Source organism: Runella zeae DSM 19591 (genome assembly GCF_000423565.1).
GTDB lineage: Bacteria > Bacteroidota > Bacteroidia > Cytophagales > Spirosomataceae > Runella > Runella zeae.
The window spans coordinates 117613-133538 of record NZ_AUIF01000010.1; the positions used below are offsets into that span (position 1 = coordinate 117613).

General features: G+C 40.8%; 9 protein-coding genes. 6 read left to right on the forward strand and 3 right to left on the reverse strand.

The features are described from left to right. Positions 1-65: 65 nt before the first annotated feature. Entirely contained in the window at positions 66-947 is an 882-nt protein-coding gene (locus G563_RS0102600; RefSeq protein WP_028663927.1) for an FKBP-type peptidyl-prolyl cis-trans isomerase, read from the reverse strand. A gap of 102 nt (positions 948-1049) precedes the next feature. Then, positions 1050-2078 carry a DHH family phosphoesterase gene (locus G563_RS0102605; RefSeq protein WP_028663928.1) on the reverse strand — a complete coding sequence of 343 codons (1029 nt, stop codon included), beginning with the start codon at positions 2076-2078 and terminating at the stop codon, positions 1050-1052. 194 nt (positions 2079-2272) lie between these two features. Between G563_RS0102605 and G563_RS0102610 the strand changes: the two genes are divergently transcribed. Next, positions 2273-2692, forward strand: coding sequence for a nucleoside-diphosphate kinase (locus G563_RS0102610; RefSeq protein WP_028663929.1), 420 nt, complete (start codon positions 2273-2275; stop codon positions 2690-2692). Between the two features lie 192 nt (positions 2693-2884). Further along, the gene (locus tag G563_RS0102620; protein ID WP_037325820.1) at positions 2885-3565 is read left to right on the forward strand and encodes a response regulator transcription factor; all 681 of its coding nucleotides are present in this window, start codon (positions 2885-2887) and stop codon (positions 3563-3565) included. 32 nt (positions 3566-3597) lie between these two features. On the opposite strand, the gene G563_RS0102625 is transcribed toward G563_RS0102620, so the two are convergent. After that, on the reverse strand, positions 3598-4629 hold the full coding sequence (locus G563_RS0102625) for a LytTR family DNA-binding domain-containing protein (RefSeq protein ID WP_028663931.1): 1032 nt from the start codon (positions 4627-4629) through the stop codon (positions 3598-3600). Positions 4630-4898: 269 nt separating this feature from the next. On the opposite strand from G563_RS0102625, the gene G563_RS0102630 reads away from it, so the two are divergent. From G563_RS0102630 to G563_RS0102650, 4 genes are all read left to right on the forward strand, one after another. Then, a complete protein-coding gene (locus G563_RS0102630; protein ID WP_028663932.1) occupies positions 4899-5078 on the forward strand; it encodes a hypothetical protein in 180 nt (59 codons plus the stop codon). 14 nt (positions 5079-5092) lie between these two features. Continuing rightward, a complete protein-coding gene (locus G563_RS0102635; RefSeq protein WP_028663933.1) occupies positions 5093-6202 on the forward strand; it encodes an LpxL/LpxP family acyltransferase in 1110 nt (369 codons plus the stop codon). A gap of 819 nt (positions 6203-7021) precedes the next feature. Next, positions 7022-10807 (forward strand): SdrD B-like domain-containing protein, encoded by a 3786-nt coding sequence (locus G563_RS39125; protein ID WP_169579709.1) that lies wholly within the window; start codon positions 7022-7024, stop codon positions 10805-10807. Between the two features lie 453 nt (positions 10808-11260). Next, positions 11261-15898, forward strand: a complete 4638-nt coding sequence (locus tag G563_RS0102650) for an SdrD B-like domain-containing protein (protein WP_028663935.1) — start codon at positions 11261-11263, stop codon at positions 15896-15898. Positions 15899-15926: the final 28 nt, after the last annotated feature.

Below are 15926 nucleotides of genomic sequence, written 5' to 3' on the forward strand. Positions count from 1 at the left end.
AATTGATTGAAATTATGTGTGATAGGAGAGTCACAAAGTAGCATTTCTGCGACTCTCCTTCCTTTTTATTGTTGTGTTTGTCCTTTTTTCACATCTACTAATTCCACCTCAAATACCAAAACCGAATTTGGCGGAATAACACCCGGCGAACCTGTTTCTCCATATGCCAAAGTTGAAGGAATAATAAAAGTGCTTTTGCCACCTTTTTTCATATTCATGATACCTTCTTCCCAGCCCGGAATCACCATACCTTGTCCAATTGGGAAATCTACGGGTTTACCGCCACTTTGTGGGTTTTTGTAAGAGCTATCAAATTCCTTTCCGTCCAATAATTTTCCAACGTAGTGAACAGATACCATATTGCCCGCTACGGGTTTGGTGCCATCACCTTCTTTTACGATTACGTAATTTAGCCCCGATGGCGTTTCAACTACCTTCAAAGAATTTTTAGCAACATAATCATCAATGATTTTAGCATCCTTTTTCACTTGGCCTTCCCGAGCCGCTGCTTGTGCTTTTTGGAATTCTTGTTCGTTTTGAACTTCAATCAATTTTACGGTAAACTGAATATCCGAACCTTTGGCAATGCCAGGAGGAAGTGGCTGCATCATACGAGTAAAGAGCGAATCGGCACTTACAAAAAACGAAGCACTATCTTTTTTTGACAACATCGCCAATCCTTCCTCAAAACTTCCTTTAAAAGGAGGCGTCTGAAGCATCATCTGCATGGGGCGTCCTTCTTTGTAAGTATCACGCAAGACAGAGTCTTTGCTGTTTTTCAAAACCAAATGAAAGGTTAGGATGTCGCCTACTTTAGGTTTGCGACCTTCATCATTTTTGTCGTGAAACTGATATTTTAAACCTGTATCGCTAACACTCACGCGGTTGTTGCAAGCGGCAAGCAAAGCGCCTGCGACAAAGACAGAAAGAATGGTTTTAAATTTCATGAAATAGGTGCTATTGCACATTTAATTGTTACTTCTTTATTTATATTTAGTTGATTTACTGATTTATAATAAAAAAACTGCTTCCTTTTGTATCCAAGCCGATTATTTTTCAACGTTCAAAAGTTCGGTTTGGTATTCAGGAAGAATAGATAAAAACCTTTCTAAGGTTTGGGGCAAAGTAAGTTGTGTACGGCCTCCCGAGGCATTTTTGTGGCCTCCTCCCGCAAAGTATTTATGAGCCAAATCTCGCACGGAAAATTGATCTACTGAGCGAAAAGATAGTTTGATTTCGTCGCGGCGCTCAATCATCAACACTGACATGACGACATTTTCGATCGATAACCCTACATTTACTATTCCGTCGGTATCACCCATTTCGGAGTTAAAACGTTTGAGTTCCTCTATCGAAAGCGACATGTAGGCGGTACGATACTCTGGCAATACCACCAATTTCTCAGACAATACGTATCCTAACAACCTTGTTCTTCCTAAGGAGTTATTATCAAAAATCGACCGATGAACATGATTCACATTGAGGCCCGTTTTCATCAATTCTGCCACCGCCAAGTGTACCTCAGGCGTAGTATTACCATGCCTAAACGACCCTGTATCAGTCATAATCCCCGCATACAAGCACTCAGCCATAGGCTCATCTACCAAAATACCGTCTCCAAGTTGGTCTATGATTTCAAAGATATATTGAGCCGTAGCCGCCTTGGAGGTATCCGAAAACACAAAACTGGCAAAATCTTCAGGCTCTAAATGATGGTCAATCAATATTTTAGTGGCCGGTGCATTCTGAGCTAAGGCTCCCAAATCTTTGATCCGATGTAAGGCATTGAAATCAAGGCAACAAATCACATCTGCATGTTGCAATAGTTCTTTTGAGCGAAGTTGACTAGATACATTAGCATCATAAGTGATTACCTCATCAAATTGAGGCATCCACCTCAGATTTGCAGGGCATTCGTTTGGGATGATTACCGTAGCAGTATGCCCCTTTTTTTGAAGGTACATTTTCCACCCCAATGAAGACCCTATAGCATCGGCATCGGGGTTTTGATGGGTCAATATCACAAAGCGCTTAGAGGCCGAATTGATAAGCTCGTAAAATGCGTTCCACTGTTGCATAGTTTGCAAAGTTAGTAACTTTCATCGAAATGTTTCGGAAAGCCAAACAGACTTCCTAATTTTGAGACGTTTTTTTGGAATCTTCTGGGGTTGTAAAGCTGTGAGTTAGCTTTTGAGTCGTAGATTTTGAGTCTCAAGAAAACGAGCCAATCATTACTATAGTAAACGTATAATATATAACGGACAAATCTAAAATGAGCACAAACAGAACATTCACAATGATTAAGCCCGATGCCGTAGCAGAAGGAAACTCAGGGGCGATTTTAAAAATGATTGAAGAGGCAGGATTCAGAATCGTGGCCATGAAAAAAACCTTACTCACCAAAGAACGCGCTGGTGAATTTTATGCAGTCCACGCAGCTCGTCCTTTCTACAATGACCTTTGTGCTTACATGTCGTCGGGCCCTATTATTGCGGCTATTTTAGAGAAAGAAAACGCAGTAGCAGACTTCCGTCAGTTGATTGGAGCTACCAATCCAGCCCAAGCTGCTGAAGGTACGATTCGGAAGTTATTTGCTAAGTCGATAGAAGCCAATGCCGTACATGGCTCGGACTCAGACGAAAATGCCGCTATCGAAGGGAGTTTTTATTTTTCTCAGACAGAGCAATTCTAGTTTCTTGATTCAAAAAATATTTCAAAAAAGCCTCTTTGATATGGAGGCTTTTTTTGTTAACTTTTCGTGGAACATCAATTTTATAGTCATTTCACGGGTCAAAAAGTAGGATTCACGGAAATTTCTTGTTTGAGTAGGCATTTGTGGTGTATCTTCATTCCACACATTTTATACATATCCCCATAAATAATTATGAAAAATAATGAGATGCGAATTCGCAAACTTGACTCCTCAGTATTGGTAGCCAAAGAAGAGCCTTTTTCATGTGAGGTACTTAGTAAGCTCCTTGAAAGAGAAGGGTTTGATGTAGTGGGCAGAGCAAATGAGCTAGATGATCTAATCCAAAAAATCCACACAAAAAAACCTAAATGTGTTATTGTTGAAGCCAATCTTATTGGAAAGGAAACGAATCATTTATTGAAAGAACTTGCCAGTACTACCAACCCACCTAAGTTAGTACTTTATTTTAATGCATCAAATTCTAAGGAATTGTCAAAGGCGCTCGATGCAAACTTTCACGGTTATCTATATTCGGAAGACCGGCTCGATGAACTCTACAAATGCCTACTTTATATTCAAACACAATCTAAATACTATAGTGATGGATTTAAAGATTTAATGAAGAAATTAGGCCTTAAAGAAATAGATAGCGACACGCAGCAGAGGCTCAAATCTCTCACAAAAAGAGAAAAGCAAATACTATACTTAGTGACAGAAGGCCTTACAGGATATGAGATTGCGGATTCGCTTTGTATAAGTTATCGAACATTAGCAAATCACAAACAAAACTTAATTCAAAAATTAGGTATTGATAGCAACCGCCATCTATTGAAGTTTGGATTACAGATTAAATCTTACTTAGATAGTATCTAAAAGCAGCCTATTGAAAAAGGGAAGTATGATTTTTAAAGCCTCATTCTGTTGGCTGTGAACGCATCTCTAAAAGTATTGAAACGATTTCTAGACATGACTAGCTCACGCACTTCAGTGGGTGTCTTGATATAAAGAATGTATTTCCCTTTTTCCCAATACAAGTAACTGTCTAAAAGGCTTAGATTGACAATAAAACTCCTATGGCCTCTAAAAAAATGAAGTGGGTCAAGTTCTTCTTCTAAAATCGTTAGCGATTTTGTAATTCTAAAACGCCCTTTAGGGTGCTCTACATAGTACCTCTCTTCAATAGTTTCGAAGAAATAGCACTCTTCTACTTTAAGATAAAGTTCACCCGTGCTAGTTTTGGCTTCAATCAAACGTAAGTAATTTTCAGAACGAGGCGGCACTACGGCCTCCACTTTCTCTATTTTAGGCAAAGCTTTGGGAGTAGCTATCTCAACTTTGGAAGGCGCAGGGGCTGTTTCTGTTTCAGATTTCAAAAATGACACGTTATTTGAAATACTTTTCAAAGAAGCATTACTCTCTAAAAAATCCTTTACCAAGGATACGTTGATCAGTATATACCCCAACAAAGTGACAAAGGGTAAGTATAAAAAATAAGTTTGAAAAGTAAATCCATTGAAGATATACAAATCTAAGTACCTATTAAAAGAATAGTTAGGAAACTCTCTCAACAAGAACCTAACGTGTAAAGTAATAGGAAAAAAAAGAAAGAATGCTATCAAAAAAAGAGGTAAAAACTTAGCCTCGTATTTGATAAGAGAAAAGAAGTTGGTGTTGACTTGCCTAATTCCCATGAATCGGTGAAAAATGTCAATCAAAAACACCAATATATATAATGTAAAGAGTTCGGGAGCTACAATCCCTAAGAACAGATTTTTGAGATAATCAAAGAGCGTCTGATAAGAGCTATACACGTACCATTTTGTCTCCGGCGAGGTTGCCCACCCTATAATTTCGCAAAACAATACTACACCCAAAAGGAAAATCAATCCATTTTGGGGGCTTCTATAAAACGAGCGTGTAAGTACCAGTGACCTCATGGCTCCTCAAATAACATAAAATTCTTAACCTCTAAACAACCTTCTTATCAGGCTTAAGCTGATAAAATCACTTTGCAAAGATACAAATTAGTCAATTATTACTACAAACCTTTTCAAATATAGCCATTAGTGCGGATTTCCTAGCATACACAGGTGGTGTACCTTTGTATCGTTGAAAATGTCTAACAAACAACAAGTTGCGCTTTCATCATCCTTTTGTGTGCACTCAAACTATCTCATGTTTCACTTATTAAAAATTTATAAAAATCATGAAAAAATCATTTGAAATCAAGGCAAAAAAATCTTTGGATACGCTTATCCGTGATGGCAAATTCTATGCCAAAAATGAATTCAGCAAAGTACTTAACTTCGGCGACAAAGATCCATATGCATCTTGCTGGGGCATTACTATCAATTCGCAAGCTGAGAAAAATCTAGTTGTACAGTAAATATTAGCAAGTATATGAACTCTTCGGATTTTGCTAAGTACAAAAGTGCTCTTCTTGATTGTGAAGATGCGCTTGACCGAGTAAATCTGCTTCAAGAAGAAGGTTATCTGGTGAGGTTTGCTATTTTCTCAGCAAATCTCGCCAATTTCCTCCCTGAGATTCCATTAGATGAACACGCTTCTTTATTCAAAAAATTGCTAGTAAACCTTGCTTTTGAAAGTTTTGACCGCAATGTATTGAATATTGGTGATTTATGCAGCATACAAGGAGATAAATCTGTACTTAGCACGCCGACGACACCTAAAATTTTCTGTACTTTTCATTTAGGTTCATACCGTATCATTGCTAATTTGCTCATTCGCCTTGGTTACAACTTTTCTACTATTGTTCGGAAAGATGTATATACTCAGCAGCTTGAATCGATGATGAGTTATACAGCTCGAATGAAAGAAAGGTATGATACCGAAAGTGATGTAAGAGTGCTTAATTCCGAAGATCCAAGCATTGTGCTCAAACTTGCCCGCGAGCTTAAAAACGGGCGATCAGTATTGGTTTATTTAGATGGAAACACTGGGTCTGGAGAAGATAATTTTGACCAAGTTAACTTTTTAAGCCAAAAAATCAACGCAAGAAAGGGGATGACCTACCTCAGCTACATATCTGGAGTGCCATTGGTACCTGTGGTATCTTATCGTCAGCCTGACTATAGCAATATAATGTACGTAGGGAAACCTATTTCGCCAGATAAGACAGTTACAAGAGAAGAATTTTCAAACACTACATTACAGTCGTTGTTTGATTTCTTTGCAAAGTATCTTATTTCCCACCCCGAACAATGGGAAGGCTGGAATTACATACAAAATGCAATAGTCACTCCCGAAACAGTACACGCAGCACCTCCTCCGGCAGCCTACAAACGGTCTAGCTATGAATTCAACTTTAGCCGTTATAGCATTTTCGAATTGAAAGATGCCGCCGTTTTATTTGATCGTAGATTTTATTCGACTTACGAAATATCAGATAGTCTTCGAAAATATTTGATGAAATCTCCTTTCGTCAATCCTGTTCGAGTACTCGGCAAACCTATCTTTCAAGAACTTGTTAGGCAAGAAATTCTCATTTAGAGCTTATCTCTAAGACACTAAACGCAAAAAATCTCCTAAATGCTGGAGATTTTTTGCGTTTGGAGCTTTTTTCACCCTTATTTCAGGAAAGTTCATAGTCATTTCACCGGGCAAAATAGTCATTTCACCGGCATTTATAGTCATTTCACCGTCCAATAGTTAGATTTCACCGATTCATCTAAAAAAGGGCATATAACTTGTATAAAATTCCTTGTACCTTCGAGCATTGATTTGGAAGTAGAAAAAATGCCCAAATCAAAACGAAGTATTCAAGAAGAAATTAGTTGTCTTGAAAGGCATACAAAAACAGCCTTAAAGCATTATAAAAATATTTTCAAAGTAGGGTAAAGTGTGTAGCATTGACCTCGCTCCTTTGGAGCGGGGTCATGTTGTTTTATATACCTATTAAAAAAAAATATTTGTTTTTGGCTCAATTATTGCCCATTTAGACAAAACAATTCCCAATAGTGCTTCATACAGCTACTTTCTCACAAAGCACGCTATCCATAATGCACTGCAATTCAAGTATTTAACAAAAACACACATCACATCTTTTACTTTTATTTACCTTTTAAGGCTATTTGATTAACACATTGGTATGTTTTTTGAAACCAAAATAGATACATTATCATATTAAATGGGCTCTCTATTTCTTCTGATAATCCGGTCAATCTATTCACTAGCATACTTATTCAAAAGATTATGTACACTCTCTACAAGCGTACGTTTTTAGTCAATGTAGTTTACTTTCCCAAAAACACATTCACTATTCTTATAGTGTTCCTTTTAGGTTTCCTAGGAAAGAGCTTTGGGCAAACTGTGGAAGGAACTGTTTTTAGGGATTTTAATGCGGATGGGCAAATCACCAATACCTCCACTTTCAATGAAATAGGTGTGCCTAATATCTTGGTTAGTGCATTTAGAGCAGATGGTAGTTTGGCAGACTCTGTTCGTACCGCTTCAGATGGTAGCTATGTTCTTACAGTAAGTAGCACAGCCGCTTTTCGTATCGAATTCAAAGATTTTTTAATCGGTGATTTTGAAGGTCCTTTTGCTGTTTCAGGAAGCCACACTTCTGTACAATTCGTCAACGGAGGAACTATAGGCGTAAATTTAGGTATCAATTACCCAGCTAATTATTGTGAAACAGAAACTCCACAAATGGTAACGACCTGTTTTGTGGCCGTCAACACTGCAATAGGGAGTTCTTCATTAGGAGATCGTGATGCTTTGGTAGGGACAGCTTACAATGCAACAGATGCAAACAAAGTCATCTCTCACTATGCTACCGTCAATGATATTGGCTCGGCATGGGGGTTAACTTATAAGAGAGAAACAAAACAACTCTTTTCAACAGCTTTTACAAAACGTCATATTGGATTTACGCCCAAAGGGCCTGGTGCTATTTTTGTTACAAATATTGGCAGTTTAGATACCACTACTACTGAATTTTTTAATTTCGGAACTGTCGCGGGAGTAGATATGCATACTGACGTACCTACCGAACTAAGCGGTGGAAGACTAGACAGTTATGATATTCCTGCTTATGATGCAGTCGGAAAGGTGGGTTTGGGAGATATTGATATTTCGGATGATGGCAAAACCCTATGGCTTACCAATCTCTCCAACCGAAAATTGTATTCACTCGACATCGCTACCAAAGATACAGTATCATATACGATTCCCAACCCCTGTGATGGTAAAAGCTACCGTCCTTTCGCCACTAAATTTTACCGTAACAAAATTTACGTCGGTGTTGTTTGTACACGTGAGGATGCTTCCAGTAAAACTGACAGTTCAGGTTTAGCGGCCACGGTCTATGCTTTCGAAAACGGAACGTTTACACCTGTTCTAAATTTTCCTCTTACTTATGTTAAAGGTGCAAGTAATGCCGATGTTTCAGGCATTGCCAGAGCAGAACTGTGGCGCCCTTGGATTCAAGATTATAATCCAGATCGCACAGGGCCGGTGAGTTTCCCTCAAGCTTGGCTGACAGATATTGAATTTGACGTAGATGGTTCTATGCTTCTTGGCATCCGTGACCGTTTTGGCGATCAAGTAGGCTACCAAAACAGGAAACCTATCCAAGGCGACCCTGATTTTATAAGCGGAATTACCCCCGGAGAAGTATTGAGAGCTGGCCCCTGTGGCCCAAATGGCACTTGGCTTATTGAGCAAAATGGCTCTGTATGTGGTAGTACTCCTTCTTCTAACCAAAACGCTGCCAATGGCCCCGGCAACGGGAAATACTACTGGGGAGACCGCGTGCAAAATGGAGACAATCACCGTATGAGTTCGCAAGGCGGTATAGCAATATTGGCGGGAAGTGGTAAACTAGCCATGACCGCAGTAGACCCTACGGATGTCTTTAATACTGGTGGTATCAAACGTCTCATCAATTCAAACGGAAATAAAGACGGTAACGCTACCGGAACTTCAGTCAATACAAATGGAGGTGTAGTATTGTATGCAAGTGATGCTTTCGGCTACGGCAAAGCCAATGGAGTAGGTGATTTGGAAATCCTGTGTGCTCCTCAACCTATCGAAATTGGAAACCGCATCTGGAAAGACTTGGATAAAGATGGTATCCAAGATGCCAACGAACCGGGTATTGATGGCGTAACAGTCACACTTTGTGATTCTACTGGGGAGATTATTTCTTCGGTACAAACTGCCAACGGAGGTCAGTATTATTTTTCTTCGGCCAATACCTCTGGAGGGCCGGCTTATGTCCAATACGAAGTTCCCTTAAAAACCAATACGAAGTATATTATTAAAATAGAAAACTACGCTACCCAAACCGCTCTTCTAAACTGCATCCCTAGCACAGCAAACACAGGTACTGACAATATTGATTCTGATTTTGAGATTGAGGATAGTGACCTCAAATTTACTTTAACTACAGGAGGTGCTGGCGAAAACGATTTTAAAATAGATGCTGGTTTTATTGCATGTGTTAAACCAAATGCTGGCAATGATACGAGTGCCTGTGCTGGTGTATCCTCAATCAAGTTAAAAAGTGTGGTATCTCCCGAAAGTTGGATTCCTGCCTCTGGTAATCCTTTGAGCATCAACGCCACTACAGGAGTTATCACAGGTGCAGCCCTCAATACTCCCGGTACTTATTCTTTCATTTTGTTGTATGAAGGAGCATCTACTTGCTCCGATACAGTCAATGTAACCATCCGTACAAATGTCGAAATCTCCGTTACATCTCCCCAAAACGCTGAGGTCTGTGCCGATGAAGGCAATGCCCAACTCGCAGTGAATGTATCGGGTGGAAATTGGGCGAGCGTTTCAAACTACCCCGGTGTAGTCATAAACCCTTCTACAGGAGCGATTACAGGTCTCAATACACCGGGTATATATCAATTTGTATATTTAGTAGATACTACACTCTATTGCCTTGATACCGTCAGTATCAATGTCAAGGATTGCTGTAAACAACCAAGTTGGCAAATCACCGTACCTGCTACTTGCGCCGTAGAATCACAGACTTATTCGGTATCTTTTTTTGTAAACAACAAAAACGGTATCATCAAAACCAACTACGGAACCCTTACTGGTAGTAACCCTTATTCTGTGGCTAACATTCCTAACAACTTTAACCTCGTCATCACCGATAGCCTCAACGCTTCATGCGTTTTTGATACTACTATCACCGCTCCAGATTGTAGCTGTCCACAAGTCCTCCCCCTCACCCCAAATGCCTCTGCGTGTATCGGAGATACTATTCCTACTCTTAAAGTGAGTCTGGCGGGGTCAAACACAAACGGCGTCACTATTGAATGGTATAGCTCTAGCACCGGAGGATCGCCACTCGCTACGGGACTTTCTTTCAAGCCTGCTGGACTCATTACTCAAAATGACACTTTCTATGTTCAGCTCAACAATACTACTGGCCCTTGTATTGACCTTGAGAGAGTACCTGTAGTCATAACAGCCCTTGATTGCGAAGTTGATATTACCCTCAAAAAATTCATTGACAAAAAAATAGCAACCATCGGCGATACGCTAGTATTTACTATCAAAGTCTGGAATCAGGCCAACAACAACGCCACGGGCGTCGAAGTCCTTGATTCTCTGCCCAATACCGTCGCCTTTGTCAATGCTTCCTTTGTCGCTTCAAGAGGGAGTGCTTCTTTCAATAACAATATCATCACTTGGAACATCGGTAACATCGCCGCTAACGGAGATACCGTCACTTTGACTTACAAAATCAAGGCCGTATCCCAAGGGTTGCATTTCAATACCGCTCAGGTGTCCAAAACCAACGAAAAAGACAAGGACTCTACTCCAGGAAATAATGACGAAACCGAGGATGACATCGACCGTCAATGTTTTACTGTGCCAGTCAAACTCTGTCCAGGTGAAGTAGTAGAAGCTTCTGTTCCGGCTAAATATACCAATGTGCAGTGGTTCCTCAACGGACAACCCGTCAACGCTGGTAATACCGTTTTATTTAGTGAAACTGGTAACTATACCTTCACTGCAAGCAACAACAACTGCCCTGCGGAAGGTTGTTGTCCCATTATCATCGAGCCAGGTGATAATTGCTGCCCCGAAAACATTTGTATCCCGTTCACTATCTCCAAATCGAAATAAAGATAAGCATTTATGTAAGGTCATAATTTCGACCTACTAAACAAACAGGTAAAACCAAAAGACAAGCTAAGTCTTTCAGTTTTACCTGTTTGTTTATATCCATAATCAACAATTATAAAAACTTTTAAGACTATTTACTTATCCGATTGGCATATTTTTTGAGAGTAATAAAATTAGGACACCGAATATTTCGTGCCAAATCGTAGTGAAGTATCCTAAAGTCTATTCATAATCCTTTAAAAAACTTATCAATATCGTCATTTTCCCTATTTATCAAGGAATAAACTATCCCAAAAAATCATTTTCACATTTTTAACTTTTGTGGATAATTTATCAAAACTAGATTTTTAAGATAGAACAAATAGTTAATAGTCAACCGTATTGATTTTTAGAACAAGATCAGTTTTCCTCTTTTCAATAATTTTCCTTTTTCAACCTCATTTTATTAACATTATGAAAAATAGCTCTATTGCTTCTGAGAATGAAGAGGCTCCTTTTAGCAAGGGAGTATTCTCTCTTTTTTCTCAGGTGGGGACTAAGCTGTTGGCTTATCTAGTTTTGAGCCTTGCATCAATACCTGCCTTGGCTCAAGTCTGTCCCCCCTCCAATGTTGTTAATCCTTATATAGGTGGGAAAGTGTTTTTAGATTATGCCCACGACGGGGTTTTTACTACAAACATCGACCAACCTATCGCCGGAGTCACAGTTACGGCTTACAATAGTGCCAATGTAGCCGTTGGCACCGCTACTTCAATTGCTGATGGTACTTATCTTATAGAAAGTGCTCAATTAAGTACAGGGACTAGCTATCGAATTGAGTTTAGCAATTTTCCCGCAGGACATGAACAATCTTTTGCAGGCACCAACAATGGCACTTCGGTACAGTTTGCAGCGGCCAATAGCTGTAATATCAACCTTGCCTTGACCAATCCTGACTTTTATTGCCAAGCAGCCCCTAAGTTTGTCACTAGCTGTTTTGTGGAGGGAGCCAACACAGGCAATGATGATGTCTTAATTTCGATGCACTACAACTCAACCCCCACTGCTAACGACGCCGGTGATGCTGTATTAGTAGCTCACGAAGCGGTAGCAAGTGCTATCGGTACTACTTATGGATTGGCATATCAGCGACACTCCAAAACTCTTTTTGCATCTGCTTACATGAAGCGATATACTGGTTTTGGGCCTAATGGTTCTGGAGCTATCTATAAAATCTCTAATCCTTATGATGGAGCACTCTCAGGTTCATTATTTGTTGATTTAAACACCCTTTTTGGTTCCAACGTATTTGGTACTGACCCGCATGATTTCACTACACTGACAGGGGGGGGAGATATTATCGATGCTAATTCTTACAATCAAGTAACAAGGATTTCGTTTGGAGACCTTGATATTTCGTCTGATGAGCGTACCCTCTATGGTATCAACCTCAACGACCGCTCGTTGTACATTATTCCACTTGGCAATGACCCTACCAACCCTACGCCTCCTAGTTCGTCGGCCGAAGTAACGGTAGTGCCATTGGCAGATGCTGGTAATCCTTTGCCAGATTTACCTACTATCTCCAACAATTCCGAACTCCGCCCTTTTGCTTTAAAATATTATAAAGGTCTTTTGTACATTGGGCTTGTGACAAATGGGCAAGAAGGAGGCGCTCTAAGAGGGTTGGTTTATACTTTCAATCCTACCAATAGCGCATTCCAAAAGAAATTAGATTTTTCTCTTAACTACAATCGTGGTTGTGGATTTGGTCAAAACGCTACTTGCTATGGAAGTGCCAATTGGCAACCTTGGCACAATGCCAATACTCGCCCTACCCCCACAGTAAATGGTCTGGGTGAGCAAGGATTTCCACAGCCTATTTTGTCTGATATTGAATTTGATGCCGCTGGCAATATGATTTTGGGACTCCGAGACCGTTTTGGCGAACAAGAAGGAAATAATTCCGCTGAGCCTACTTCTCCTTTCACGCTTCGTAGAGGAGATGCATTTGGAGACTTTTTGAAAGCTACTACAGATGGTGAAAACTCCTGGACTATCGACATGGCCAATTTTACGGATCCTAGCACAGCAAGTGGTACTTCAGAGCCTGTTTTTGGAACTGATAATTATGGTCCAGTACAGGGCTATTATCATGAAGAGACAGGAATGGGAGGACTTGGAGTACTATTGAGAAGCAATGGACTCGTAGCTACCGTTATGGATCCTCGTACTGCTGCTTTCTCCAATGGAATTGATTGGTATGATTTATCCACTACAGGCGTAACTCATACTAAGGCCATTACCGTTCTTACAGGAGGTAATTTCCCCTTTGGGAAAGCTTACGGGTTAGGTGAAATTGAGTTTATTTGTGACTTGGCCCCTATCCAAATCGGTAACCGCGTATGGAAAGATACCAACAAAAATGGCATCCAAGATGGTGATGAAGTCGGAGTAGATGGGGTGGAGATTGAATTGTACAAAGGTACGTCGGCTACCGGTAGCCCTATTGCTACTGCTACTACCGCTAATGGTGGTCAGTGGTATTTTAGTGACAAAAACGCGGCTGGCGTAACTTGGACAGGTACAGGTGCTGATACTACCCTCATCCCTAATACTGATTATACCATTAAAGTAAAAACCGCTCTGGGAACAGGGGCGCTGGCTACTTGTGCGGCTTTCTCTATCAAAGATGCCCCTAGCGCCGGCGTAGCTGATGTGGCTGACAGCGATGTCAATCCTGATGGAACTATTGTTTATAAAACAGGCAGCGAAGGTGTTAATGACCACACCCTCGACATTGGCGTTATTGAACCAGTTGGTAGCCTTGGGGATTTTGTATGGAAAGATATCAACAACAATGGTAAACAAGATGCGCTTGAGCCGGGTGTAGCAGGAGTGATTGTGCAACTCCTTCAAAATAGCAACGTCATCGCAACCGACACGACTGATGCCAACGGTAAGTATGGTTTTTCAAACCTTGAATCTGGCGATTATCAAGTCAAAATTTTACTAAGTTCATTGCCAGATAGTTGCCTAATTTCACCTTTGCAAAACGCCGCTGGTGTAGCTGATAGTCTTGATTCAGATTTCGACTCAAATGGCCTTAGCCAAATCGTCACTATCACTACGACAGGGTCAGGTATCAACAAAGACAACCCAACGATTGATGCGGGGCTTTTCTCTCCTAAAGGTAGCCTTGGGGATTTTGTATGGAAAGATCTCAACAACAATGGAAAACAAGATGCCCTCGAGCCGGGTGTAGCAGGAGTGATTGTGCAACTCCTTCAAAATAGCAATGTCATCGCAACCGACACGACTGATGCCAATGGTAAATATGGTTTCAGTAATCTATCGTCTGGGGCGTATCAAGTCAAAATTTTACTAAGTTCATTGCCAGATAGTTGTATTATTTCACCATTGCAAAACGCCGCTGGTGTACCTGATAGCCTTGATTCAGATTTCGACTCAAACGGCCTTAGCCAAACGGTCACTATCACTACGACAGGCTCGGGTATCAGCAAAGACAACCCAACTATCGATGCGGGGCTTTTCTCTCCTAAAGGTAGCCTTGGGGATTTTGTATGGAAAGATCTCAACAACAATGGAAAACAAGATGCGCTCGAGCCGAGTGTAGCAGGAGTGATTGTGCAACTCCTTCAAAATAGCAACGTCATCGCAACCGACACGACTGATGCCAATGGTAAGTATGGTTTCAGTAATCTATCGTCTGGGGCGTATCAAGTCAAAATTTTACTAAGTTCATTGCCAGACAGTTGCCTAATTTCACCTTTGCAAAACGCCGCTGGTGTAGCTGATAGTCTTGATTCAGATTTCGACTCAAATGGCCTTAGCCAAACCGTCACTATCACTACGACAGGCTCGGGTATCAACAAAGACAACCCAACGATTGATGCGGGGCTAGTAAATCCTTGTAAGCAACCAAGTTGGGAGATTACGACGCCAGCAGCCTGTGCTCCTCAATCACAGACTTATTCGGTATCCTTTTTTGTAAACAACAAAAACGGTATCATCAAAACCAACTACGGAACCCTTACTGGTAGTAATCCTTATTCTGTTACTACCATTCCTAACAACTTTAACCTCGTCATCACTGATAGTTTAAATGCTTTCTGCGTTTTTGATACGACGATTACGGCACCAGATTGTAGCTGTCCACAAGTATTACCACTCACTCCAAATGCCTCCGCGTGTATTGGCGATACGCTGCCTACGCTCAAAGTCAGTCTCGTCGGCTCAAACACCAACGGTGCTACTGTAGAATGGTATAGCTCTAGTACCGGAGGAACGGCACTGGGTACGGGACTTTCTTTCAAGCCTGCTGGACTCATTACTCAAAATGACACTTTCTACGTCCAAGTTAATAGCTCCACAACGCCTTGTACTAATTTAGATAGAGTCCCTGTAGTAGTGGCAGCCATTGACTGCGAAGTTGATATTACCCTCAAAAAGTTCGTTAACAAAAAAATAGCAGCCATCGGCGATACGCTAGTATTTACTATCAAAGTATGGAATCAAGCCAACAACAACGCCACGGGCGTCGAAGTCCTTGACTCTCTGCCTAATACCGTCGCCTTTGTCAATGGGTCCTTTGTCGCTTCAAGAGGGAGTGCTTCTTTCAATAACAATGTCATCACTTGGAACATCGGAAACATCGCCGCTAACGGAGACACTGTCACTTTGACTTACAAAATCAAAGCCGTATCCCAAGGTTTGCATTTCAATACCGCCCAGGTTTCTAAAACCAACGAAAAAGACAAGGACTCTACCCCAGGAAATAATGACGAAAACGAGGATGATATCGACCGTCAATGCTTTACTGTGCCGGTCAAACTGTGTCCGGGTGAAGTGGTAGAAGCTTCTGTTCCGGCTAAATATACCAATGTGCAGTGGTTCCTCAACGGACAACCCGTCAACGCTGGTAATACTGTGTTATTTAGTGAGACGGGTAACTATACTTTCACTGCAAGCAACAACAACTGCCCAACGGAAGGATGTTGTCCCATTATCATCCAACCAGGTGATAATTGCTGCCCCGAAAACATTTGTATCCCGTTCACTATCTCCAAATCGAAATCGGCTATAAAGTAAAACATACCAGATTTCATAAAACAAAAAT